General features: G+C 62.7%; 19 protein-coding genes. 10 read left to right on the forward strand and 9 right to left on the reverse strand.

The window, feature by feature from the left end:
* Positions 1–136: 136 nt before the first annotated feature.
* Positions 137–1,456 carry a hypothetical protein gene (locus ACWPVA_RS01595; RefSeq protein WP_454286008.1) on the forward strand — a complete coding sequence of 440 codons (1,320 nt, stop codon included), beginning with the start codon at positions 137–139 and terminating at the stop codon, positions 1,454–1,456.
* Between the two features lie 95 nt (positions 1,457–1,551).
* Here the strand turns inward: ACWPVA_RS01595 and lysS are convergent, their stop codons facing one another.
* From lysS to ACWPVA_RS01620, 5 genes are all read right to left on the reverse strand, one after another.
* Positions 1,552–3,051, reverse strand: coding sequence for a lysine--tRNA ligase (gene lysS / locus ACWPVA_RS01600; protein WP_454286009.1), 1,500 nt, complete (start codon positions 3,049–3,051; stop codon positions 1,552–1,554).
* A gap of 246 nt (positions 3,052–3,297) precedes the next feature.
* Positions 3,298–4,755: a glutamate--tRNA ligase gene (gene gltX, locus ACWPVA_RS01605; RefSeq protein ID WP_454286010.1), complete on the reverse strand. Its 1,458-nt coding sequence runs from the start codon at positions 4,753–4,755 to the stop codon at positions 3,298–3,300.
* 488 nt (positions 4,756–5,243) lie between these two features.
* Positions 5,244–7,019 (reverse strand): SLC13 family permease, encoded by a 1,776-nt coding sequence (locus ACWPVA_RS01610; RefSeq protein WP_454286011.1) that lies wholly within the window; start codon positions 7,017–7,019, stop codon positions 5,244–5,246.
* A 166-nt stretch (positions 7,020–7,185) separates the two neighbouring features.
* Entirely contained in the window at positions 7,186–7,944 is a 759-nt protein-coding gene (locus ACWPVA_RS01615) for a TerC family protein (RefSeq protein ID WP_454286012.1), read from the reverse strand.
* Positions 7,945–8,054: 110 nt separating this feature from the next.
* Positions 8,055–8,756: a TetR/AcrR family transcriptional regulator gene (locus ACWPVA_RS01620; RefSeq protein ID WP_454286013.1), complete on the reverse strand. Its 702-nt coding sequence runs from the start codon at positions 8,754–8,756 to the stop codon at positions 8,055–8,057.
* A gap of 142 nt (positions 8,757–8,898) precedes the next feature.
* Between ACWPVA_RS01620 and ACWPVA_RS01625 the strand changes: the two genes are divergently transcribed.
* The 5 genes from ACWPVA_RS01625 (at position 8,899) to xylA (ending at position 15,897) form a co-directional block, all read left to right on the forward strand.
* The gene (locus tag ACWPVA_RS01625; protein ID WP_454286014.1) at positions 8,899–10,110 is read left to right on the forward strand and encodes an HlyD family secretion protein; all 1,212 of its coding nucleotides are present in this window, start codon (positions 8,899–8,901) and stop codon (positions 10,108–10,110) included.
* Between the two features lie 23 nt (positions 10,111–10,133).
* Positions 10,134–11,723, forward strand: a complete 1,590-nt coding sequence (locus ACWPVA_RS01630; protein ID WP_454286015.1) for a DHA2 family efflux MFS transporter permease subunit — start codon at positions 10,134–10,136, stop codon at positions 11,721–11,723.
* A 165-nt stretch (positions 11,724–11,888) separates the two neighbouring features.
* Positions 11,889–12,914 (forward strand): LacI family DNA-binding transcriptional regulator, encoded by a 1,026-nt coding sequence (locus tag ACWPVA_RS01635; protein WP_454286016.1) that lies wholly within the window; start codon positions 11,889–11,891, stop codon positions 12,912–12,914.
* A 25-nt stretch (positions 12,915–12,939) separates the two neighbouring features.
* Positions 12,940–14,388 carry a xylulokinase gene (gene xylB, locus ACWPVA_RS01640; RefSeq protein ID WP_454286017.1) on the forward strand — a complete coding sequence of 483 codons (1,449 nt, stop codon included), beginning with the start codon at positions 12,940–12,942 and terminating at the stop codon, positions 14,386–14,388.
* A 198-nt stretch (positions 14,389–14,586) separates the two neighbouring features.
* Positions 14,587–15,897, forward strand: coding sequence for a xylose isomerase (gene xylA, locus ACWPVA_RS01645; protein WP_454286018.1), 1,311 nt, complete (start codon positions 14,587–14,589; stop codon positions 15,895–15,897).
* Between the two features lie 62 nt (positions 15,898–15,959).
* On the opposite strand, the gene ACWPVA_RS01650 is transcribed toward xylA, so the two are convergent.
* Positions 15,960–16,307 (reverse strand): DUF6968 family protein, encoded by a 348-nt coding sequence (locus ACWPVA_RS01650; RefSeq protein WP_454286019.1) that lies wholly within the window; start codon positions 16,305–16,307, stop codon positions 15,960–15,962.
* A 229-nt stretch (positions 16,308–16,536) separates the two neighbouring features.
* On the opposite strand from ACWPVA_RS01650, the gene ACWPVA_RS01655 reads away from it, so the two are divergent.
* Together ACWPVA_RS01655 and ACWPVA_RS01660 are read left to right on the forward strand one after the other, a co-directional pair.
* Positions 16,537–17,589, forward strand: coding sequence for a sugar phosphate isomerase/epimerase family protein (locus ACWPVA_RS01655; protein ID WP_454286020.1), 1,053 nt, complete (start codon positions 16,537–16,539; stop codon positions 17,587–17,589).
* Between the two features lie 162 nt (positions 17,590–17,751).
* Positions 17,752–18,921, forward strand: coding sequence for a Gfo/Idh/MocA family protein (locus ACWPVA_RS01660; RefSeq protein ID WP_454286021.1), 1,170 nt, complete (start codon positions 17,752–17,754; stop codon positions 18,919–18,921).
* A gap of 157 nt (positions 18,922–19,078) precedes the next feature.
* On the opposite strand, the gene ACWPVA_RS01665 is transcribed toward ACWPVA_RS01660, so the two are convergent.
* Both ACWPVA_RS01665 and ACWPVA_RS01670 read right to left on the reverse strand, forming a co-directional pair.
* Positions 19,079–19,507 carry a nuclear transport factor 2 family protein gene (locus tag ACWPVA_RS01665; protein ID WP_454286022.1) on the reverse strand — a complete coding sequence of 143 codons (429 nt, stop codon included), beginning with the start codon at positions 19,505–19,507 and terminating at the stop codon, positions 19,079–19,081.
* A gap of 105 nt (positions 19,508–19,612) precedes the next feature.
* Positions 19,613–20,521 (reverse strand): helix-turn-helix domain-containing protein, encoded by a 909-nt coding sequence (locus ACWPVA_RS01670; RefSeq protein WP_454286023.1) that lies wholly within the window; start codon positions 20,519–20,521, stop codon positions 19,613–19,615.
* Positions 20,522–20,802: 281 nt separating this feature from the next.
* On the opposite strand from ACWPVA_RS01670, the gene ACWPVA_RS01675 reads away from it, so the two are divergent.
* Complete coding sequence (locus tag ACWPVA_RS01675) at positions 20,803–22,176, forward strand: GH1 family beta-glucosidase (protein WP_454286024.1); 1,374 nt, start codon at positions 20,803–20,805, stop codon at positions 22,174–22,176.
* 59 nt (positions 22,177–22,235) lie between these two features.
* Here the strand turns inward: ACWPVA_RS01675 and ACWPVA_RS01680 are convergent, their stop codons facing one another.
* Complete coding sequence (locus tag ACWPVA_RS01680) at positions 22,236–22,634, reverse strand: winged helix-turn-helix transcriptional regulator (protein ID WP_454286025.1); 399 nt, start codon at positions 22,632–22,634, stop codon at positions 22,236–22,238.
* A gap of 159 nt (positions 22,635–22,793) precedes the next feature.
* On the opposite strand from ACWPVA_RS01680, the gene ACWPVA_RS01685 reads away from it, so the two are divergent.
* Positions 22,794–23,426, forward strand: a complete 633-nt coding sequence (locus tag ACWPVA_RS01685) for an NAD(P)H-dependent oxidoreductase (protein WP_454286026.1) — start codon at positions 22,794–22,796, stop codon at positions 23,424–23,426.
* The last annotated feature ends 307 nt before the right edge of the window (positions 23,427–23,733 follow it).

The raw sequence follows: 23,733 nt of genomic DNA on the forward strand, positions 1-23,733 counted from the left end.
CGACTTGGTATCAAAGCCGGGCAGTGTGCCGAGGATTGTTGCGACTGGATTAAACCTTCATCAAGACCGTTGTGGCAACTATCGACCTCTGTATTGCGTGTTAAAGCGGGGCGTGATTGATGTTGGAGTTCATGGCGTGAAGGGTCTTTTGAGCAAGATCCGGATCTCTCGCAAAATCGTCCTTGCCTTCGGCGGTGTGCTCGTGCTCTGCGGCGCCACGGGTGCTGCGGCCGTATTCATCGGCGCCGACAAGATCCTTGGTCCGTCCTATTCGACCCTGAACGGGTTCGAATGCACCGAGGTCAAGACCGTCACGATCAAGACCAAGGATCGTTTCTGGGTCCGCAAGTACATCACCACCTCCACACCCGGTGACGGGATTACGCGGGTCAAGACAGCACTTCGGGTTGCCGGTGCGGTCTACCAGACCGAAAAGCCGGATCTGGTGCAGGTGGTTGTTCTCGACAAGAACGGGCCGATCGACCGCTCGGCGATGCGCGGCCGGGCCGTCGGTGCGGACATCATCTACATTCCCGACCCGAGCCGTGTTCCGCAAGGGGCGAGTGGCCAGGTGTTCACGGCGCGCTATGTCGACAGACCGGCAAATGCCGACGGGCTATTCTATGGCGAAAGGATCGCCATGTTGGAGGCCGATATTGAAACGCTGGTGGCGCGGCTCGACGACAAGACCGATTGCGTCCGGCCTGAAGTGGCCGTTCCCGAGGGGCAAGACCCATCGGCCGGCCACGAAAAGGCGTCAACCGCCGCACATGAGGTGGCACCGGCCGACGGTCATGCAACGGCACCTGCTGACGAGCATGCCGATGAATCTGCGGCTGTACCGGCTGTCGCCGAGGTCAAGACGGAGGATACCGGGTATGCCGCCAATGCAGCTTCCGCCCATGCCGCGCCGGCAAGTGAAGCGGATGCCGAGGAGATCATGGCCCCGCAAGGTGTCGCTGCTGAGGACGCCCATGCCAAGCCGGCCGAGCCTGCCGGCGATGGCTGGCTATCGTCGCTGAAGAGCATGGTCCTCGGTACCGGCGAAGAAAAGCCCGTGGCGCAGATCCCAGGCGATGCGGGCGCCGCCGATCAGATCAAGGCTGCGCCGGAGGAGCAAGATGCCTCCGCGCCAGCGGTTGAAACCGAGGCCGTGGTCGAGGGTGATGCGGCGCCGGCGCAAGCCGCCGCGACCGAAGAGCCCAAGGCGGCATCTGAGCCGGAGGCGGAAGGCAAGGCAAAATCCGCCGGCGCCGCATGGCTTGAAAAACTTCGGTCCCAGCCGCTCGAGGGCGTGAAGCAAGGTGCCGCTACGCAACAGCCTTCTGCCGACGCCCATGCCACAGGCAGTGGAAAGCGGCCTGCCGCCGAGATCCCGGCCGAAGAAAGCCTGGTCCTGCCGCCGAAGGCGAGCGCCAAAGCCGCTGAGGAAAAGCACGCCGAAGCCACGCACTAAAGTCTATCGACCGCACAAACAAAATCCCGGCGCACGTTCTGCGCCGGGATTTTGTTTTTGTCGTCTCGAGATCGCCAAAACGGCCGGGCTTTCGTTCAGTCGCCCTTGTGGCGCCGCGCCGGGAAGAGGATGACGTCGCGGATCGACGGAGCGTTGGTCAGCACCATGATCAGGCGGTCGACGCCGATGCCCAGCCCACCGGCCGGCGGCATTCCCTGGTCCATGGCATCGAGGAAGTCCTCGTCGAGGGCCTTTTCCTTTTCGCCACGGGCATGGGCCTGAGCCAGCTGTTCCACCATGCGGGAGCGTTGCTCCTCCGGATCGTTGAGTTCGGAGAAGGCATTGCCGAGTTCCCAGCCGTTGACATAGGTCTCGAAGCGCTCGACCAGGCGTGGTTCGCCTGGCACTTCCTTGGCAAACGGCGAGATGTCCTTGGGGAAGTCAATGACATGCACCGGCTGGATGAGGTCGCCCTCGACGGTTTCCTCGAAAATGAACGCGAGGCATTCGCCCCACGTGGAGTCCTTCTCCACTTCGAAGCCGGCATGGCGCGCGGCAGCGCGGGCTTCCTCGTTGGTCTGGATGGCGAGGAAGTCGATACCGGTCTTCTCCTTGACCGCGCCGGGCATCGAGATGCGGCGGAACGGCCCTTTAAAAGAGAGTGTCTTGTCGCCATAGGGCACTTCGGTGGTGCCGTGGAGGGTCATCGCCAGTTCGGAGAACATCCGTTCGACAAGGTCCATGACGTCCTGGTAATCGGCATAGGCCCAGTAGCACTCCATCATCGTGAATTCCGGATTGTGCCGGGTGGAGACGCCTTCGTTGCGGAAGTTGCGGTTGATCTCGAACACCTTGTCCGACAGGCCCGAAACCAGTGTGCGCTTGAGGTACAGTTCCGGCGCGATGCGCAGGTACATGTCCATCTTCAGCGTGTTGTGGTGGGTCTTGAAGGGCTCTGCCGTCGCGCCACCGTAGATCGTCTGCAGCATCGGCGTCTCGACTTCCATGAAGTCGTCGTTTTCCATGAAGCGGCGAATGCCCGAAATGATCTTCGAGCGCTGTTGGAAGCGAAGCTTGGATTCCTCGTTGGTCAAGAGGTCGAGGTGGCGCTTGCGGTAGCGCGTCTCGATGTCGGCGAGGCCGTGATATTTTTCCGGCATCGGCAGCAGCGACTTGGTGAGCATGGTGATCTCATGCGTATTGATCGTCAGCTCGCCGCGCTTGGTGCGGCGCACCGCGCCGGTGACGCCGATGATGTCGCCGAGGTCGATCATCGGCAGTAGCGCGCGGGCTTCCTCCGGTGTCGTGTCCTTGTGGGAGAAGATCTGAATCTTGCCCGAGGCGTCATGGATGTCGATGAACATGCCGGAATTGCGCGACGAGTAGACACGGCCGGCGACGGTGACGATGTCGCCGGATTCGGTGTCGAGCTCCAGATCGGCATATTTCTCGGCGAGCTCCGCATTGGTGATGGTGCGGTGGAAGTGGGCCGGATAGACGTCGCCGACCTGCTGGCGCAGGAGGGCGAGCTTCTGGGCGCGGACTTCGGTCACGTCGGAGGAGAGGGCGGGTGCTGCGGTCTTCTGTTCGGTCATCGTGTATCGCCTTCAGCGGCTGTTTTCGTTTCGCTCACCCCCTCTGCCCTGCCGGGCATCTCCCCCACAAGGGGGGAGATCGGATGGGGGACGCTTGTCGTTCCACCTCTGATGTCAAGACCGGCGGTCAACGAGGGCTTAGGGCAACAGGCCGGCTACTCGCTGATCTCCCCCCTTGTGGGGGAGATGCCCGGCAGGGCAGAGGGGGGTAGCTCAATGCGCCGCCGGTCGAGCGACGCTGCATCGTCAGTTCGCAGCCCCAACCATTCCGGTCAGCACCTGGCTTGCCACTTTCAGCCGCTGGCGAACGACCGAGCGGCCGAGCAGCGCCATACTGTCGAACAGCGGCAGCGAGCGGGACGAGCCGGACATGGCGATGAACAGCGGCGGGGTCACCACGCGCAGCTTCTTGCCGAGGCGATCGGCGATGTCGCGCAGTTCCTGCTCGATCGTCTCGACGTTCCATTCGAGGATCTTTTCCAGATCGAAGGCCACCGTGTTGACAATCTCCAGCGTCTCGGCTGGCGCCGTCTTGAGGCCGGCAAACGAGGCAGGCGTCAGGCCGACATCGTTGGCGAGCAGGAAGCCGGTGAGCTGCGGCAGTTCGCCCAATTTGGAAATGCGGCTCTGCGCAAGCTTCAGGCCTTCCGTCAGGCGGTCATTTTCCGATGCCCAGTCGAAGACGCGGGCGAGGAATTCGTCCGGCATCAGCTTCTCGCGCATCCAACGGCCGTTCAGCCAGTCGAGCTTCTGAACGTCGAAGATCGCGCCAGCCTTGGACAGGTTGTCGGGATCGAACTTTTCCGCCAGCTCTTCCATGGTCAGAAGCTCTTCGCCTTCGGCGATCTGGATGAAGAACAGGCCGAGGAAGTTCATCAGGGCTTCCGGCAGGTAGCCGAGGGCCGAATAGTAGGAGATCGATGTCGGGTTCTTGCGCTTCGACAGCTTCGACTTGTCGGCATTGCGCATCAGCGACAGGTGCATGAACTTCGGCGGCTCGAGGCCGAGATACTTGTAGATCAGGATGTGCTTCGGCACGGAGGCCAGCCATTCCTCGCCGCGCGCAACGTGGGTGATCCTCATCAGGTGGTCGTCGACGACGTTCGCCATGTGATAGGTCGGCATGCCATCGGCCTTGAGCAGCACCTGCATGTCGACGGCATCCCACGGGATGGAGACATCGCCATAGACGCCGTCATGGAAATCGCAGGAGCCTTCGGTCGGGATCTTCAGGCGCACGACCGAGGGTTCGCCCTCTTCCATGCGCTCGGTGACTTCCTCGGCCTTGAGGTTCAGGCAATGGCCGTCATATTTCGGCGGCAGGCCCTTGGCGCGCTGGGCGTCGCGCATCATTTCCAGGCGCTCCGGCGTGCAGAAGCAGCGGAAGGCATGGCCGTCGCGCACCATCTGCTCGACGAACGGACGGTAGATGTCCTTGCGTTCGGACTGACGGTAGGGGCCGTAGGAGCCGCCAATGTCCGGGCCTTCCGACCAGGTCAGACCGGTCCATTTCAGCGCATCGAGCACCTTCTGTTCGAATTCCGGAGTTGAACGGGTTGCGTCGGTGTCCTCGATGCGCAGGATGAACTCGCCGCCCATCTTTTTGGCGAAGAGGTAGTTGAACAGCGCAATGTAGACGGTGCCGACATGGGGCTCGCCGGTCGGGGAGGGTGCGATGCGGACGCGGACGCCGGAAGTGCTCATGGAAATCTTGCTCGTAGTGACGTGCGGGGCGATCGAGCGGATGCCGCAGGATCAGCGAAAAAGGGAAAACAATCGTGTGGAAAGACGGGAAAAGGCCCGATGCATGCGCCGATCCTGTCATTTCCGCTGGCTGGCCTTAGGCCATATTCAGCCGCATGCGTCAAGGAAAACTGCTGGCTCTGGCGGCGTGGCTGCCCTGCTCAGACGAAACTTGTAGAGAAATTCGCAAAGCGCGGGAACCAAACGCCGCGACCGGTGTTTTACAGGCAGAGCGCAGGCCGTGCCAACCGGACGCGACGGGAAATGGGGAATGCGGAGATTTTTCCGGTTTCTCTCCGTAGCCAACGAAACGGCAGACGAGCCCCTTACCCGTCCGGCCCGCGTTCATTCCTAGTCCCCGCCCGGAAAAGCCTGCATCCGCCGATGCAGGCTTTTCTGCTTTGTGCCTTCGTGATGCTGGCGTCGAACTGGGCTGTGTGCCTGGCGGATCAGTTGACCGGCCAGACCATCAGCAGCATGGGAATAGACACCAGCACGATGAGGATCGACAGGGGTAGGCCGAGGCGCGGATAGTCGCTGAAGCGGTAGCCTCCGGGACCCATGACCAGCGTGTTGCACTGGTGGCCGATCGGGGTAAGAAAGTCCGAACCGGCACCGATCGCCACCGCCATCAAAAATGCGTCCGGCCTGTAGCCGAGGCCGGCGGCGAAGCTCGCGGCGATCGGGGCCATGACCAGAACGGTCGCGGCATTGTTGAGAAAGGGGGTGACTGCCATTGCGGTCACCAGTATCAAAGCAAGTGCCGCAAAGGCCGGCAATCCTTGTGCGGCCGCGCCCAGCCAGCTGGCGATCACCTCGCTGCCTCCGGTGGTGCGCAAGGTGTCGCTCACGGGGATCAGGGCAGCCAGCATAACGAGGATCGGTCCGTCCACAGCGCGGTAAATCTCGCTGAGCGGGATGACCTTGAGGATGACCATGGCCAGCGCCGCGGCGAAGAAGGCGACGGCGACAGGGGCAAGCCCCAGCGCCGTCGCGCCCATGGCGGCAACGAGGATCCCCAGCGGCACGATGGCGCTTCGGCTCGTGCCGAGCAGGATTTCGCGTTCGGCAAGAGGCAAGCAGCCGAGTTCCATCAACAGGCCGGGAAGAGCCGGGCGTTGGCCCTGAAGTACCACCACGTCACCGGCACGCAGTGTCAGTTCGCCGAGGCGCTCGCGGATCCGCTTGCCCTTGCGGCTGACCGCAAGGAGATTGACGCCATAGGTATTGTAAAGTGAGAGTTCGCGCGCGGAGAGACCGACGAGGGCGGAATCGCGGCTGATCACCGCCTCGATCGCCGCAATCTCGCCACTGGGTTTCACCTCGCTTTTGCCGTCCGCCTTGGCGGAGAGCGAAAGCTTGGCCTGGGAGACGATCCGGTCAAGCGGTTCGGAGGCGCCCTCGAGGAGGATCACGTCATTTTCCTTGAGGACGATGTCGGGAAATGGGGAGATACGGGTATGGCCGCGCAGGATTGCCGTGGCGATCACCTCGCCCGCGGCAATCTGCAGAAGCTCGTTCAGCGATTTGCCGAGAAAGGGCGACTGCTTGCTCACGGTCGCCTCTGTGGAAAAGGTCGAGTTCTCCAGGGCATCCTGCAAGGAGGGGGTCTGGTTCTCGCGCTTCGGTACCAGCCAGTAGAAGAACATCAGGAAGACGGTGCCGGTGAGGGCGAGCGTTGCACCGACCGGGGTGAAGTCGAACATGGTGAAGGCTTCGCCGGTGATCTCGGCGCGCAGGCGCGACACGACGATGTTCGGTGAGGTGCCGACCTGGGTCATCAGCCCGCCGAGCAGCGCGCCGAAGGCCATAGGCATCAGAAATGTCGATGCCGGCGTTCCGGAGCGGCGGGCGAACTGGAAGGCAACCGGCATCATGATTGCCAGCGCGCCGATGTTCTTGATGAAGGCTGATAGCACTGTCACCGTTACGACCAGCAGCAGCATCTGGGCGCGGATCGATGTGAGCGAGGGGAAGAACCTCTTTATGGCGTAGTCCACGATGCCGGACCGTGCGACCCCGGCGCTGACCACCAATGCGCTGCCGACGATGATAACGATATCGTCGCTGAAGCCGGAAAAGGCCTCGCCTGCGGGGACAAGGCCTAGAGCGACGGCAATGATCAGCGTGACGCAGGCAACCACGTCGTAGCGCAGCCGGTCCCAGATGAAGGCAGCCATCATCGCGCCGATGACGGCGAAGGCAAGAATCTGCTCGGTGGTCATAGGACTCCGGATAAGTTGTATCGAAGAGATCTTGAAGGACAGGCAGTCGGACAATCAATGCCCGCCGCATTGTCTTTGTTCCTCGCCACGGCGGGGCCTAGAAAATTTGGCCCGCGACGAGGTCGCGGGCCAATGACAGCATCACTGGGAGGCGAAGGTCGCCTGCTCAGTGCAACCGGGCTTTTGCTATCCGTTCTGCCTCCCGCTTGCGCCGGGCGAACATGTTCAGCACCTCGACGAGGCCGGAGAAGGCCATGGCGGCATAGACATAACCCTTCGGCACATGGAATCCCGTGCCTTCGGCGATCAGGGTCATGCCGATCATCAGCAGGAAGCTCAACGCAAGCATGACGATGCTCGGGTTCTTCTCAATGAAATTGGCCAGCGGTGTTGCTGCTACCAGCATGACCGCGACCGCAATGATGACGGCGGCGACCATGATCGGCAGATGCGGCGTCATGCCAACTGCGGTGATGATGCTGTCGACCGAGAAGACGAGGTCGAGCACGAGGATCTGGCCGATGGCGGCCGTGAATGTGTGGGTTGCGGACGAGGCGATGAAATCCTCCTCATGGTCCACCGGATCGACATTGTGGTGGATTTCCTTCGTCGCCTTCCACACCAGGAACAGGCCGCCGGCGATCAGGATCAGGTCCTTCCACGAGAAGCCGTGGCCGAAGAGTTCAAACAGTGGCGTGGTGAGCTGGACGATCCAGGCGACGGTGCCGAGCAGGACGAGGCGCAGGACCAATGCCAGGCCGATACCGAGCCGACGCGCGTTCTCGCGCTGGTCCGCAGGAAGCTTGTTGGTCAGGATGGAGATAAAGACGAGGTTATCGATGCCGAGGACGATTTCCATGACCACAAGGGTGATTAGGCCGATCCAGGCGGCTGGACTTTGAAGGAGGAGGAGGATTTCCTGCATGGGCTCATTCCGGTTTGCAGCAGCAGATAGCTGCAACAAATGGAGTATGGCCCGCACAACGGCAAGAGGCCGTGAAAAAGCATTTGGGAAAAGTGTGTTTGGCGCTCCTTTTAGAGCGGCTTTTGGCAGGTTCCGGTGCCATAGGCGCAAAGGAAAACGCGGACGGCACTTTCAATGACGCGATCGAGTTCCTCCCGCGCCGGCACCTCGCGCATCTCGCCGAACAGACGCTGTTTGAAAAAGGTGCCGGTTGCAAGGTCGATGAACTGGCGGGCGGCGAGATCCGGATCCTCGGTTGCCAGCGCGCCCCGGTCGATCTGGTGGCGGATGAAGGCCTCCAGCACGCTACGGGCATTGGATGGGGCATTCGACAGGAATCGGTGACAAAGGCCGGGCATGCGGTCGACGACGCCAAGCACCGTTCGCATGGCGGGGATCATGTCAGTTTCGACGATCTGGTGAACAAAGGCCTCGGCAAAGCGACGCAGCCCTTGCTCGGCGTCCTCGCTGTCGGCGAGAATATCCCGCAGCGCGTCCGTGAAACGCCCTTTTTGTCGCTCGATCAGCGCCGCGAACAGGTCTTCCTTGCTCTGGAAATAGACGTAGATCGTTCCTTTCGAGACACCGGCCTCCCGGGTCACGTCGTTCATGCTGGCGGCATCGAAGCCCATTTTCATGAAGACCTGTCTTGCGCCGTCGAGTATCTGCTCGCGCTTCACCGGGTCTCCTCCGGCCGGGAAACGGCTGGGAATGACGGGGTAAGGGAACTCGGTCGAGTTGGTCTCTTCGACCTTCTTGGGCTTGCGGGTCATGGCTATCCGAAAATTAACTGCAACCAGCCAGATAGGGAAGGCGCTGACTTTCTGCCTCTTGATATGTGGTAGAAAAGGCTCTATGTCAATCGAACCGAACGGTTCAGTTCGATTTCGTACTCTGCCAGCGAATGGTTTGATCATGCCAGTATCCCAAAGGACGGGTGCCGCCCGCGCCGCCAATACCGCCGACGAGCAGGCGCCCGCCAACGACGTCAGCGTTCTGGAGGTGCGTCCCGGCGCGACTGCCGAACACGAGGTTGCGCCAGTTTTGGCTGCAGAACCCGCTGTCGTGAAGAAGCGCCGCAGCCCTGTCCTGCCGGTCATATTCGCGGCATTGGTCGCGGGTGCCGCATGGTATGGATATGGCTGGTGGACCGAGGGCCGGTTCATGGTCTCGACGGAAGACGCCTATATCGAAGGTGACATCGCGATCATCTCGCCGAAGGTCTCCGGCTATGTGAAATCGGTCGAGGTTGCCGGCAACCAGCGCGTCAAGGCGGGCGATCCGCTGGTGACACTTGATGATGGCGACTATCGCATCGCCGTTGAGCAGGCCAAGGCACAGATCGCGGTGCAGCGGCTGACGCTCGAGCGGATCGACGCGCAGATCAAGGGCGGGGACGCCGCGCTTGCCCAAGCCGCGGCGCAGAAGCTGTCGGCCCAGGCATCGCTCAGTCTTGCCGAGCTTTCTTTCAAACGCGTCAGCGGCCTGCAGGAGCAAAAAGTGGTTTCGACCGCCGATCTCGACAATGCAAAGACCCGGCTCGAGCAGGCAAAGGCCAGCCTCGCCGCGGCCGACGCCAATATTGCTGCCGCCGAAGCCAGCATAGCCGTGCTGAGAGCGCAGCGTGCGGAAGCCGATGCCGGCATGCGCTCGACCGAACTGGCGCTGGAAAAGGCCGAACGCGATCTTGCCTTCACCGTCCTCAAGGCGCCCTATGACGGCATCGTCGGCAACCTCTCGGTTCAGGCGGGTGATCTCGTTTCGACAGGCAAGCGGCTGGCAGCGCTCGTTCCGGTCGAGGAACTCTATATCGAGGCGAACTTCAAGGAGACCCAGATCGCCAAGTTGGTTCCCGGCTCCAAGGTCGCGATCCATGTCGACGCCTATGGCGACGAGACGATCGAGGGCACGGTAACGTCGATCGCCCCTGCGTCCGGCTCGGTCTTCTCCATGCTACCGGCGGAAAACGCCACGGGCAATTTCACCAAGGTCGTTCAGCGGGTTCCTGTCCGCATCGAGATCCCGAAGGACGTGCTCAAGGCCGGCCACCTGCGGGCGGGCCTGAGCGTCGTGGTCGACGTTGATACGCGCACGGCGCCTGCCGGCGCCGCCCTGGCGGCTCAGTAGGCGAAAGTTCGAGGGGCGAGACCATGGCGGCAACGGGAGCGACACCGGCCGGATCGGCGGCGCTGCCCGCCGGCGAAGAGCGGATGGATCCGAAACGCGTCATCGCCTTCTTCGCGATGGTGTTCGGCATGTTCATGTCGATCCTCGACATCCAGATCGTCTCCGCCTCGCTCGCCGAGATCCAGGCCGGCCTCGGCGCGGGCTCCGACGAGATCGCCTGGGTGCAGACCTCCTATCTGATCGCCGAAGTGATCATGATCCCGCTGTCGGGAGCGCTGGCGCGCATCGTGTCGACGCGTATTCTCTTTTCCTTCTCGGCCGCCGGCTTCACCCTCGCCAGCGCGCTGGCCGCGACCGCGACCAATATCGACCAGATGATCGTCTACCGGGCGATCCAGGGCTTCATCGGTGGCGGCATGATCCCCTCGGTGTTCGCGGCCGCCTTTACCATCTTCCCGCCGTCCAAGCGCAATATCGTCTCACCGATCGTCGGTCTCGTGGCGACGCTGGCGCCGACCATCGGCCCGACCATCGGCGGCTATATCAGCCACGCCATGTCCTGGCACTGGCTGTTCCTGGTCAACGTCATCCCCGGCATCATCGTGACCGCGGTGACCTTCAGCCTCATCGATTTCGACAAGCCCGACTTCAAGCTCTTCAAGAAGTTCGACTGGTGGGGCCTGTTCTGGATGGCACTCTTCCTCGGGACGATGGAATTCGTTCTGGAAGAAGGCAACAACAAGGACTGGTTCAACGACGAACACATCGTCATGGGCACCGTGGCCATGGTGGTCGGCGGCTTCTTCTTCTTCCACCGGGTGTTCCGTGTGGATTTCCCGGTCGTCGATCTGCGGGCCTTCGCCAATCGTAATTTCGCCTTTGGCTCGCTGTTCTCCTTCGTCATGGGGGTGGGGCTCTATGGCCTGACCTATCTCTATCCGGTCTATCTCGGCCGCATCCGCGGCTATGACTCGATGATGATCGGCGAGACCATGTTCGTCTCGGGCGCGGCGATGTTCCTCACCGCTCCGGTTGCCGGGGCACTGTCGAACAAGCTCGATCCGCGGGTGATGATGATGATCGGTTTCGCCGGCTTCGCCGCCGGCACCTACACCATGACCTTCATGACCGCGGACTGGGACTTCTACGAGTTGCTCATTCCGCAGATCCTGCGCGGCTGCTCGCTGATGCTGTGCATGGTGCCGATCAACAATATTGCGCTCGGTACGCTTTCGCCCGACCGGATGAAGAATGCGTCGGGCCTGTTCAACCTGACCCGCAACCTCGGCGGTGCGGTCGGGCTTGCGGTGATCAACACCATGCTGACCCAGCGCTCGGACGAGCACTATGGCCGGCTTGCCGAACAGGCCCACTGGGGCAATGCCGCCGCGCTTGACTGGCTGGCGAGCGTCGGGGCCAACTATGACGCTTACGGCCTCGACGGAACGGCGGTGGCAATCAAGAAACTCTCGGGCGTCATAACCCAGCAGTCATGGATGCTGTCCTTCATCGATGTTTTCATGGGTCTGACGGTGCTGTTCTTCGGGCTGGTCTTCCTCGCGCTGCTGATCAAGAAGCCCGGCGCGCCAGCGCCCGCTGGCTCCGGCCATTGATCCCGACCTTCCCCGCTCCGTTAATCCACCGCAGCGCCAAGGACCGTCTCCCCCAGCAGGGAGGCGGTCTTCGTCGCTTTGGTACTCACTGAAATATGAGGTACGTACATCAAAAAGCGATTTACGTACCTCAGAACCTGCGCTAGGAGTCCGCTCGGAGGAAAAATGAAGCCGACAGTCCATGACATCGCATCAGCAGCAGGCGTCAGCCTCGCGACAGTCGACCGCGTGCTGAACCGGCGGCCGGGCGTGAGTGCGCGTACCCGCGACAAGGTGGAGGCCGCCGTCGTGGCGCTCGGTTTCGTGCGGGACGTGGCGGCGGCCAATCTCGCCAAGGGCCGCGTCTATCCACTGACCTTCATCCTGCCTTCCAACGACAATTCCTTCATGCGCGAGCTGGAAGCGGCTGTGCAGGATGCCATGGCGCGCTCGCCCTCGGAGCGTACCGACATCCGCATCCTCAAGGTGCCGCCCTTCGATGCGGCGGCGCTTGTCGCAGTGCTCGACGCGCTTGTGGACGAACAACCGGCCGGCGTGGCCCTCGTCGCCGTCGATGCGCCCGAAGTGGCGGCCGCCGTCGATCGGCTGGTCGAGGCGGGCATTCCGGTCGTGACGCTGGTTTCCGACCTGCCGGCTTCGCGACGCGTCCATTATGCCGGCATCGACAACCTGGCGGCGGGCCGCACGGCGGCGAGCCTGCTCGGACGTTTCGTCGGTGACCGGCGCGGTTCGATCGCCGTGCTGGCCGGCTCCATGCTGGTGCGCGACCATCGCGAGCGCCTGGAGGGTTTTCGTTCGGTCATGGCCGCCGACTATCCGCATCTCTCGCTGCTCGAGGTCATCGAGGGGCGCGACGATCCGGCGCTGGTCGAGAGCCGGCTCACCGATCTCTTTCGCGAGCGCGGCGACATTCTCGGCATCTACAGCCTCGGCGCCGGCAATCGCGGTCTGGTCGCCGCACTCGGCAAGGCGAGGTTCGACCGGCGGCCGGCGGTGATTGCCCATGAGCTGACCGGCACGACGCGCGGCGCGCTCAACGACCGGCTTGTCGACGCGGTGCTGAACCAGGATGCCGGCCACGAAGTGCGCAGCGCCATCCGGGTGCTGAAGGCCAAGGCCGACGGCCTGCCGCTGCTGGCCGCGCAGGAGCGCATCCGCATCGACATATTCTTGAAGGACAACCTGCCGTGAAGGGCGGGGCATAGGGAGAGACGACATGTATCTGGGGCTCGATCTTGGCACCTCGGGTGTGAAGGCCATGCTGATCGACAACGACCAGCGGGTGGTGGGTGTCGCCAATGCGGCGCTCGATGTTTCGCGTCCGCATCCCGGCTGGTCGGAACAGGATCCGCTCGACTGGATCCGCGCGGCGCGGGAAGCGGTTTCCGGCCTCAAGGCCGCCCATGGCAAGGATCTTGCCGCTGTGAAGGGCATCGGTCTCTCCGGTCATATGCACGGCGCCACGCTGATCAATTCGGCCGACCAGGTGCTTCGCCCTTGCATCCTGTGGAACGACACGCGCAGCCATGTCGAAGCGGCAGCACTTGACGCCGATCCGCGCTTCCGCGCCATCACCGGCAATATCGTCTTTCCGGGCTTCACCGCGCCGAAACTCGCCTGGGTGGCGAAGAACGAGCCGGACGTCTTTGCCCGGGTGGCCAAGGTTCTGCTGCCGAAGGATTTCCTGCGCCTGTGGCTGACCGGCGAATATCTCTCCGACATGTCGGATTCGGCCGGGACCGCCTGGCTCGATACGGGCGCGCGCCGCTGGTCTGCGGAGCTGCTGGCGACGACCGGGCTTTCGGAGCGGCAGATGCCCGGGCTCGTGGAAGGCACCGACCCGGCCGGCACCCTGCGCGACCAGCTGGCAGCCGAATGGGGCATGTCGAGCGGCGTGACCATTGCCGGCGGGGCAGGGGACAATGCAGCCTCGGCCTGCGGCATGGGCACGGTCGCCGAGGGACAGGCCTTCGTCTCGCTCGGAACCTCGGGCGTGCTCTTCGCCGCCAACGGCTCCTATCTCCCGAAGCCGGAGAGTGCCGTGCATGCCTTCTGTCATGCGTTGCCGAACACCTGGCACCAGATGGGCGTCATTCTCTCGGCGACCGATGCGCTGAACTGGCTGAGCGGCATCACCGGCAAGGCGGCCGGCGAACTGACCGGCGAGCTCGGCAACGATCTGAAGGCGCCGGGCAGCGTCACCTTCCTGCCCTATCTTTCGGGCGAGCGCACCCCGCACAATGACGCGAAGATCCGCGGCGTCTTCATCGGCCTTGGCCATGAGAGTTCGCGCGAGGTTTTGACGCAGGCCGTGCTCGAGGGCGTCACGTTTGCCATCCGCGACAATCTCGAGGCGCTGAAATCGGCGGGAACGTCGATCGACCGGGTGACGGCGATCGGCGGCGGCTCGCGCTCGCGCTACTGGCTGGCCTCGATCGCAACGGCGCTCGGCCTTCCGGTCGACATTCCGGCCGACGGCGATTTCGGCGCGGCCTTCGGTGCGGCACGGCTCGGACTGATCGCAGCGACAGGGGCGGACCCGCTTTCCGTCTGCACGGCGCCGAAGACGGCGGAAACCATCGAGCCCGTCACGGCGCTCGGCGGCGCCTATGATGAGGCCTACGGGCGCTACCGGTCGCTTTATCCGGCGATCCGCGGGCTTTGAGACAAGACCCCCTCTGGCCTGCCGCCATCTCCCCCACAAGGGGGGAGACGACTCGCGGTTCGGCCCTGCCTGGGCCGCAAGGGCGGTGAGGCGGGGCAGCCCCTCCCCCTTGTGGGGAGGGGTTGGGGAGGGGAACGCCGTTGGTCGCAACGTTGAACAATCAAGTGCATTTCGAACATGAACCAGGAGGAAATACCCATGACGACAGGCTTCTTCGGCGATACGCCCAAGGTCAGATACGAAGGCCCGGATAGCACCAATCCGCTCGCCTTCCGCCACTACAATCCCGACGAAGTGGTGCTCGGCAAGCGTCTGGAGGACCATCTGCGCTTCGCGGTCGCCTACTGGCATACCTTCACCTGGCCGGGCGGCGATCCGTTCGGCGGGCAGACTTTTGAACGTCCATGGTTCTCCGACACGATGGAAGCGGCGAAGATGAAGGCCGACGTCGCCTTCGAATTCTACCAGTTGCTCGGCGTGCCCTATTACTGCTTCCACGACGCCGACGTGCGTCCCGAGGGCAGGACCTTCGCCGAGAATACCAAGAACCTCAACGAGATCGTCGACTATTTCGAGAAGAAGCAGGCCGAGACGGGCGTCAAGCTGCTCTGGGGCACGGCCAACCTGTTCTCCAACCGCCGCTTCATGTCGGGGGCTGCGACCAATCCCGATCCGGACGTCTTCGCCTTCTCGGCGGCGACCGTGAAGACCTGCATGGACGCCACCCAGCGACTCGGCGGCGAGAACTATGTGCTGTGGGGCGGGCGCGAAGGCTACGAGACCCTGCTCAACACTGACCTCAAACGCGAGCTGAGCCAGCTCGGCCGCTTCCTCAACCTTGTGGTCGAGTACAAGTACAAGACCGGCTTCAAGGGCACGATCCTGATCGAGCCGAAGCCGCAGGAGCCGACCAAGCACCAGTACGACTACGACGTCGCGACCGTCTATGCCTTCCTGCAGAAGAACGGGCTGGAAAACGAGGTCAAGGTCAACATCGAGCAGGGCCACGCGATCCTTGCCGGCCATTCCTTCGAGCACGAGATCGCCATGGCGAACGCCTTCGGCATCTTCGGCTCGATCGACATGAACCGCAACGACTACCAGTCCGGCTGGGATACCGACCAGTTCCCCAACAACGTGCCGGAAATGGCGCTGGCCTATTATCACGTCCTGTCGGGCGGCGGCTTCCGGACCGGCGGCACCAATTTTGACGCCAAGCTGCGCCGCCAGTCGGTCGATCCGGCCGACCTGCTCTATGGCCATATCGGCGGCATGGACTGCTGCGCCCGTGGCCTCAAGGCTGCGGCAAAGATGATCGAGGATGGCGCGCTGTCGAAGCCGCTGGAAGAGCGCTACGCCAAGTGGGACAACCTCGAGTCTGAGCGCATGCTGCGCGGCGAGCTGTCGCTCGAGGCGATCACCCAGATGGTCGAGGAGGGCGACATAAATCCACAGCCGAAATCCGGTCGTCAGGAATTTCTGGAGAACGTCGTCAACCGCTACGTCTGATATTGCGCGGTGCCAAGAAGACCGGGGTACCACGCGCCCCGGCCTTCCATGAGCTGAGTCAGCTATTCGCTATCGGTGGGCCAGCCGCCAGGGGGTGGCGGGATCTGGTAAAGCGGCCCTGCCGTCCAGCTTGGAGGAAGGTCGAGATCGGTCTGGCCCCAGAGCGTGAGGCGTCCCGCCTTGTTGGCCTCGCTCTCGAGAAGCCGGTCATGAACCGCCTGCATGGCAAGTGTCAGGGCCTGGACCCCATCCTCGCCACAGGCATAGCCGCGCGCCTCGCCATCAGGCCAGAAGATCGACCAAGGGCATTGGAACTCACCGCCGGGCGCCCTGGCGGGAGTTAGAAAGCGAGCGAGCAGCTCGACGCCATCGAGATCGAACCGGCGTTCGACAAAGGGAGTTACGTCCATGGAGGTTCCTCATCGTTCGGACAGGACTGACAGGCGGGATACCATTCAGGCTCTCCCGGCGGAAAGGACGAGAGCGGGAGTTGTGTGCCTTTATAAACTTCGCTAATCCTTACTGCAACGTTGCAGGAGAGGCAGCGGCAGCATTTTGCACATGAACCGGAGCCGCTTTTAAAGACGTGGATCGCAAGACCGGGAAATACACCGGATTACCTGATGGGGAGGAGAATTCATGAAGACGATCAAGGGGCCAGGCATCTTTCTAGGGCAGTTTGCGGGCGAAGCCGCGCCCTTCAATTCCTGGGATGCGATCACCAAATGGGCGGCAGAAGCAGGCTATCTCGGCGTGCAGGTGCCGACTTGGGCCGGGCAACTGATCGACCTGAAAAAGGCAGCGGAATCCAAGGACTACTGCGACGAACTGGCCGGTGTGGCGCGGGCGAACGGCGTCGAGATCACCGAACTATCGACCCATCTGCAGGGCCAATTGGTTGCTGTACATCCGGCCTATGACGGGGCGTTCGACGGCTTTGCCGCACCGGAAGTGCGCGGCAACCCGAAGGCGCGGCAGGAATGGGCCGTCGAACAGGTCAAGTATGCGCTCAAGGCGTCGCGCAACCTCGGCATCAACGCGCACGCGACCTTTTCCGGGGCGCTGGCCTGGCCCTACTTCTACCCCTGGCCGCAGCGACCGGCCGGCCTCGTCGAGACCGCCTTCGACGAGCTGGCCAAACGCTGGAGGCCGATCCTCGACTATGCCGAGGAGCAAGGCGTCGATGTCTGTTACGAAATCCATCCCGGCGAGGACCTGCACGACGGCGTCACCTTCGAGATGTTCCTTGAGCGCGTCGGCGGGCATGCCCGCGCCAACATGCTTTACGATCCGTCGCACTATGTGCTGCAATGCCTCGATTATCTCGACAACATCGACATCTACAAGGACCGGATCAAGATGTTCCACGTCAAGGACGCGGAGTTCAATCCGACCGGCCGGCAGGGCGTTTATGGCGGCTATCAGAGCTGGGTGAACCGGGCAGGGCGCTTCCGCTCGCTCGGCGACGGCCAGGTCGATTTCGGCGCGATCTTCTCCAAGATGGCAGCCAACGACTTCGACGGCTGGGCCGTGGTCGAGTGGGAATGCGCGCTGAAGCATCCGGAAGACGGCGCCCGGGAAGGCGCCGAGTTCGTCAAGCATCATATCATCCGTGTGACGGAACATGCGTTTGACGATTTTGCCGCAGGCGGGACCGACGATGCGGCCAATCGCCGGATGCTCGGCCTTTAGAAGAAAGACCCCTCCCCAACCCCTCCCCACAAGGGGGAGGGGCTTTGCCGCCGCCCCGGTGCCTGCTTCAAGCAGGGAGGTGGGCAAGGGACGCTCTCCCCCTTGTGGGGGAGATGGCGGCAGCCAGAGGGGGTGTCAGAGACAACAAGGGAGACGTATTTCATGGCAATCGAAGGAAAGACGGAAGCGCGGACGCAAAAGATCAGGCTCGGCATGGTGGGCGGCGGGTCGGGCGCCTTCATCGGCGGGGTGCACCGCATGGCGGCGCGCATCGACGATCATTTCGATCTGGTGGCCGGGGCCTTGTCGTCGACGGCGGAGAAATCGCTCGCCTCCGGCCGCGAGCTGGGCCTCGATCCGGAGCGCTGCTACGGTTCGTTCGAGGAGATGGCGGCGAGGGAAGCGGCCCGGCCCGACGGCATCGAGGCGGTGTCGATCGTCACCCCCAATCACATGCACTATCCCGCGGCCAAAGCCTTTCTCGAGCGCGGCATCCACGTCATCTGCGACAAGCCGTTGACCTCCAACCTCGAGGACGCGAAGAAGCTGAAAGAGGTCGCCGACCGGTCGAAGGCGCTGTTCGTGCTGACCCAAAACTACACCGGCTATCCGATGGTGCGCCAGGCCCGCGAAATGGTGGCCGAGGGTGCACTCGGCGCGATCCGCGTGGTGCAGGCCGAATATGCGCAGGACTGGCTAACCGAGGCGGTCGAGCAGACCGGCGCCAAACAGGCTGTCTGGCGGACCGATCCCAAGCAGGCGGGCGCCGGTGGATCGACCGGCGATATCGGCACGCACGCCTACAACCTCGCCTGCTTTGTTTCGGGGCTGAGGCTCGACAGCCTTGCGGCCGATCTCGACAGTTTCGTCGAGGGGCGGCGGGTCGACGACAACGCGCATGTGATGCTGCGCTTCGAAGGCGGGGCCAAGGGCATGCTTTGGTGCAGCCAGGTGGCGCCGGGCAACGAGAACGGCCTGCGCCTGCGGGTCTATGGAACGAAGGGCGGTCTCGAATGGGAGCAGGAGAACCCGAATTATTTGTGGTTCACACCCTTCGGCGAACAGAAGCGGCTCATCCCGCGCAACGGTGCCGGCGCCGGGGCTGCAGCCGGGCGCGTCAGCCGCATTCCCGGCGGCCATCCGGAAGGCTATCTCGAAGCCTTCGCGACGATCTATTCGGAAGCCGCCCTTGCGATAAACGCCTCGAAATCGGGCAAGGCCGTCGATCCGGCGGTGGTCTATCCGACCATCGACGACGGCGTCAAAGGCGTTGCTTTCGTCGAGGCCTGCGTGGCCTCGTCGAAGGGCAACGGGGCGTGGGTCAAGGTGTGACTTCGCGCTCGTGGGGTCAAGCGGAAGCTCCCCTCGTCGCTTTGCCCTCACCACCGGGAGCAACGGGGTTGCTTCCGGCCTCTCCCCGCGAATGGGGGAGAGGGTGACCCATGCGACTTGAACAAGTCCCGGCGATGCTGGGATATCCGCGCGCCGGTCAGTCCGATGCGCAGGCCGAGAGCATGGCCGGCGTGTCGACATAGGCTTCGTAGCGAACAATCTTTCCCTCTCGCACGGTATATAAATGGACCGCGGGAAGCTCGAATTGCCGGCCCGTCGCCCAGGCCTTGCCCCGTGTGCGTCCGATACTGACCACGCGGTCGCCTGCCTCGAACAGTTGCTCGTCGACGATCTCGGTGTTGATCGTGCTGGTCAGCCGGGTGAAGAACTGCTGGAGGCCGAAATAGCCGCGATATTCGCCGCCCCATGGCAAGAGGTCGGACTGGTAGATCTCGCAGTCCGGATGGTAGAGAGCCTGGATCGCGGCCAGATCGCGGCCAGCATAGGCACGGTAGACAGCCCGCACGACATCAAGCGGGCAGGGGTGGTTTGCAGGCGAGGTATTCCGTGCTGCATTGGGTTGCATGACAAATCTCCTTCGGGCGGCTTCGGTGCCGACGCTTGTTCCCTAGGATATGTTCGGGGCAGGTTCTTTCTGCTGGTTGCGGGCCATTGCCCGTGATTGCGAAAACTATGCGCGGGCACGCGCACGCCACTGCGCCGGGGTCGTGCCGGTCGAACGGCGAAAGACGGTGGTGAAATGACTCTGGTTCTTGAAGCCGACGTCAAGGGCGACCTGCGCGAGGGGCATGTCAGTGGCCGCCAACAAGCCGGATGCGAGTTCGATCCGGAAGTCCTGCAGCCATTGAAACGGCGTTCTGCCCGTGGAGGCCTTGAAAGCGCGCAGGAAATGGAACTGGCTCAAGCCTGCCGCAGTGGCGATCTCCTCCAGGCTCGGATCGTCGGCCACCGTTGAGCGCATGTACTCGATCGCCCGCTTCAGGCTGCCGGGCGACAGCTGCTCTTTCGCGCCCCGGGCAACATCGGGCGATGGCGCGCGCTCCGCTTCCTGCGCGAGACGGGCAAGAATGAGGGCGACACCATGGTCGCCATAGGCGCGACCGATGCCGTCCTCGCCAGCCTTGATGCTTTCCTTCCAGAGCGCGGTCGAGACGGCGGCAAAAATCGGATCGTGCACCACGTGCCCTGTCAGCCGCTCAAGCGAGGCCACACCCGTCGGCGTGAACTCTTCGATCATCCGTGCCACCATTTCCTTGGGGAAGGAAAAAATCAGGCAGTCGTGATTGCCCTCGACCCGCCAGAGAGCGGATGTGTCGGCAGGGGTCAGGATACCCGCACCCTGATGTCGATATCCTTCCGCGCCCTTGGGAATCGTCAATCCGTCGCCAATGTCGCGCCAGGGTCTGGAACGACCGGCGAGCAATATCGAAAAGGTGTATTCGGGAAGCGCTGGCTGGAGGGTCTCGAAGTCGGAATGGCGCAGGCGCGTCAAGGTGACGCCGGCGGAGCCCACATGCCGCGTCTGCACGTTTGCACCCGGCGGGACCGTCTGCGCGCTGTCGCCTTCCTTGCTGGTCATGCGGCAAGGGTACCGAGCTTGGAAGGCGAGGTCCAGTTGGGACGCGCTCGCAGGCGACTGGAATTGGTGCCGGCAGGAAAATCATCAGCGGGTCACCATCTCGAAGCCTTCAGGGCATCAATAATGTCCCGGAAACACTCAATCCTGCAACGTTGCAGTTTTTTCTTCGCTCGCTCTTCACCGGCTCTGGTGAATGGTATATGCCGCTGGCGATAATTTTTGGGGCGCCTTGACGAAGAGGCCTTTGCCGCACGCCTGCCCAGAAGACGAAGGGTATCCAGATGACCGATCCAAAGAAGCTTGCCGAACGCTTTCCCGGCGATTTCGTATTTGGTGTCGCCACCGCCTCCTACCAGATCGAAGGCGCCACCAAGGCCGATGGGCGCAAGCCGTCGATCTGGGACGCTTTTTCCAACATGCCGGGCCGCGTCCATGGCCGGCACAATGGTGATGTGGCTTGCGACCACTACCATCGCTGGGAAGAGGATCTCGATCTCATCAAGGATATGGGCGTGTCTGCCTATCGCTTCTCGATCGCCTGGCCGCGGGTCATTCCCGACGGCACAGGGCGCATCAACGAGAAGGGCCTCGACTTCTACGACAAGCTGATCGACGGGCTGAAGGCACGCGGCATCAAGACCTTCGCCACGCTCTATCATTGGGATCTACCCTTGACGCTGATGGGCGAGGGTGGTTGGACGGCACGCTCGACGGCCTATGCCTTCCAGCGCTACGCCAAGGTGGTGATGGCGCGGCTCGGCGACCGGCTGGATGCGGTCGCGACCTTCAACGAGCCCTGGTGCTCGGTCTGGCTGTCGCATCTCTACGGCCAGCATGCGCCAGGCGAGAAGAACATGGATGCGGCGCTGCATGCGCTGCATTACACCAATCTCGCCCATGGGCTGGGTATCGACGCGATCCGCCAGGTGGCCCCGCAGGTGCCGGCCGGGCTGGTGCTGAACGCCCATTCGGTCGTGGCCGGCTCTGCAAGCGAAGCCGACGCGGCGGCGGCCGAACGGGCCTTCGAGTTCCACAACGGCGTGTTTTTCGATCCGGTATTCAAGGGTGAATATCCCGCCGCCTTTCTCGCGGCGCTGGGCGAACGCATGCCGGAAATCAAGGACGGCGACATGGAGATCATCCACCAGAAGCTCGACTGGTGGGGCCTCAACTACTACACGCCGATGCGGGTCTCCGACGATCCGACGACGGGTGCGGAATTCCCGGCAACCGTCGATGCGCCGCCGGTCTCCACGGTCAAGACTGATATCGGCTGGGAAGTATATGCCCCGGCGCTGAAGTCGTTGGTCGAGGGTCTCTACGATCGGTATGACCTGCCGGTCTGCTACATCACCGAGAACGGCGCCTGCTACAACATGGAGGTCGAGAACGGCGAGGTTGATGACCAGCCGCGCCTCGACTACTATGCCGAGCACTTGAGCGTCGTCGCCGACCTCATCAAGGACGGCTATCCGATGCGCGGTTATTTCGCCTGGAGCCTGATGGACAATTTCGAGTGGGCGCAAGGCTACAAGATGCGTTTCGGCCTCGTCCATGTCGACTACGACACCCAGGTGCGAACGATCAAGAAGAGCGGCAAATGGTATAGCGAGCTGGCAGCGTTGTTCCCGAAGGGCAATCACAAGGGGGCGTGACAGACCCTGCGAAACGCTGATCAATTCCGCTCCGTCGGCTGCTGCCGAGGGGCATAGCCTCAACCTATGCGGATCAGCTTGTCGTTGCCGCGTTCGGCGGCCGTGCGCTGGTCGAATTCGGCGCGGGCATCGTGAATCTTACTGTAATTGTTGAACACCCAGCCTCCCACGGCTTCGATCGGCTCCGAGAAGGATTGCCCGACCTCGGTCAGTTCGTATTCCACGCGGGGCGGGACCGTCGGATAGACGGTGCGCTTGACCATGCCGTCACGCTCGAGCGCACGCAGGGTCAAGGTCAGCATGCGCTGGGAAATGCCGACCACGGCACGCTTCAGGTCGCTGAAGCGTTGCGGCCCCTTGCGCAGGACCATGATGACGAGAACGCTCCATTTGTCGCCCAGGCGCGAGAGCATTTCACTGACTGTCGGGCATTGCGCCGGATCGTAAGGTGAGCACATTTCCGGTTACCTCCATGTGCCTTCGTATAGCCTATGTGCCTTCTTGTGTCTTCCTCCAAGTTACATATCTAGCCTTGGTTACGTTTTGATACCGAACTCTGCAGCGGCGCCCCAGTTCCGCGGGAGGCGGTATCAACCAACTAGAAAAGGTACACTCCCATGCTCATCGAAAAGCTCAACTGGCGCTATGCCACCAAGAAAATGGACCCGTCCAAGATCGTTGCAGAAGACAAGGTCGACCGCATTCTCGAAGCGGCGCGACTGGCCCCGACCTCTAGCGGCCTGCAACCCTACGAGATCATTGTCGTCAAGGATCCGCAGACACGGGCGAAGATCCAGGAAATCGCCTGGAATCAGGCCCAGGTCACCGAAGGGTCGCATCTCCTCGTCTTCGCCGCCTGGGACAATTACACGCCCGAGCGCATCAACGGCATGTTCGACCTGGTGAACGAGGAGCGCGGTTTCGTCAACGAAGGCTGGGAGAGTTACCGCAAGATGCTGCTCGACACCTATCCGCCACGCGACCCGCAGGTGAACTTCGAGCATGCGGCGCGCCAAGCCTATATCGGCTTCGGGCTTGCGCTGACGGCCGCCGCCTTCGAGGGCGTTGATTCGACGCCAATGGAAGGCTTCGACGCCGCCAAGCTCGACGAGATCCTGGGGCTTCGCGAACGCGGTCTGCGCTCCGTCACGATCTTGCCGCTCGGCTATCGTGCCGAGGATGGTGATTGGCTCGTCAATCTCAAGAAGGTGCGCCGCCCGAAGGACGACTTCGTTACTGTGATGAACTGACGGAAATAGCGGCGTGTCGCCGAAGTGCGGCACGCCTGCCGACCCAGCGCGGCATTCGACTTGGACGAATTTTCCGCTTTTCTTCCTGCTGGGCGGAAAAACATCTCTGTCCGGACGCGATGGTGAGTGGCATAAGCGGACCAGATTTCCGCGGCGCATGGCTGACCTGCGCCCGCCGGGTTTGAAAAGGTGAGACTGATGATGCTAGAGCGGCGCCCAACCGTCCGAATGTGTATGTCGCGATAGACCATCCGGCACACGATCATCTTTGCCGCCATTGGCGACGCTCACTGAAGAGACTTCCATG

The sequence above is a fragment of the Rhizobium arsenicireducens genome, from assembly GCF_964021225.1.

Coding starts and splice junctions, on each gene's coding strand:
- ACWPVA_RS01650 (WP_454286019.1), bottom strand. CDS start 16,307: ATGGACGTAACTCCCTTTGTCGAACGCCGGTTCGATCTCGATGGCGTC.
- ACWPVA_RS01675 (WP_454286024.1), top strand. CDS start 20,803: ATGACCGATCCAAAGAAGCTTGCCGAACGCTTTCCCGGCGATTTCGTA.
- ACWPVA_RS01655 (WP_454286020.1), top strand. CDS start 16,537: ATGAAGACGATCAAGGGGCCAGGCATCTTTCTAGGGCAGTTTGCGGGC.
- lysS (WP_454286009.1), bottom strand. CDS start 3,051: ATGACCGAACAGAAGACCGCAGCACCCGCCCTCTCCTCCGACGTGACC.
- ACWPVA_RS01610 (WP_454286011.1), bottom strand. CDS start 7,019: ATGACCACCGAGCAGATTCTTGCCTTCGCCGTCATCGGCGCGATGATG.
- ACWPVA_RS01685 (WP_454286026.1), top strand. CDS start 22,794: ATGCTCATCGAAAAGCTCAACTGGCGCTATGCCACCAAGAAAATGGAC.
- ACWPVA_RS01620 (WP_454286013.1), bottom strand. CDS start 8,756: ATGACCCGCAAGCCCAAGAAGGTCGAAGAGACCAACTCGACCGAGTTC.
- ACWPVA_RS01615 (WP_454286012.1), bottom strand. CDS start 7,944: ATGCAGGAAATCCTCCTCCTCCTTCAAAGTCCAGCCGCCTGGATCGGC.
- ACWPVA_RS01635 (WP_454286016.1), top strand. CDS start 11,889: ATGAAGCCGACAGTCCATGACATCGCATCAGCAGCAGGCGTCAGCCTC.
- ACWPVA_RS01630 (WP_454286015.1), top strand. CDS start 10,134: ATGGCGGCAACGGGAGCGACACCGGCCGGATCGGCGGCGCTGCCCGCC.
- ACWPVA_RS01665 (WP_454286022.1), bottom strand. CDS start 19,507: ATGCAACCCAATGCAGCACGGAATACCTCGCCTGCAAACCACCCCTGC.
- ACWPVA_RS01670 (WP_454286023.1), bottom strand. CDS start 20,521: ATGACCAGCAAGGAAGGCGACAGCGCGCAGACGGTCCCGCCGGGTGCA.
- ACWPVA_RS01660 (WP_454286021.1), top strand. CDS start 17,752: ATGGCAATCGAAGGAAAGACGGAAGCGCGGACGCAAAAGATCAGGCTC.
- ACWPVA_RS01680 (WP_454286025.1), bottom strand. CDS start 22,634: ATGTGCTCACCTTACGATCCGGCGCAATGCCCGACAGTCAGTGAAATG.
- ACWPVA_RS01625 (WP_454286014.1), top strand. CDS start 8,899: ATGCCAGTATCCCAAAGGACGGGTGCCGCCCGCGCCGCCAATACCGCC.
- xylA (WP_454286018.1), top strand. CDS start 14,587: ATGACGACAGGCTTCTTCGGCGATACGCCCAAGGTCAGATACGAAGGC.
- xylB (WP_454286017.1), top strand. CDS start 12,940: ATGTATCTGGGGCTCGATCTTGGCACCTCGGGTGTGAAGGCCATGCTG.
- gltX (WP_454286010.1), bottom strand. CDS start 4,755: ATGAGCACTTCCGGCGTCCGCGTCCGCATCGCACCCTCCCCGACCGGC.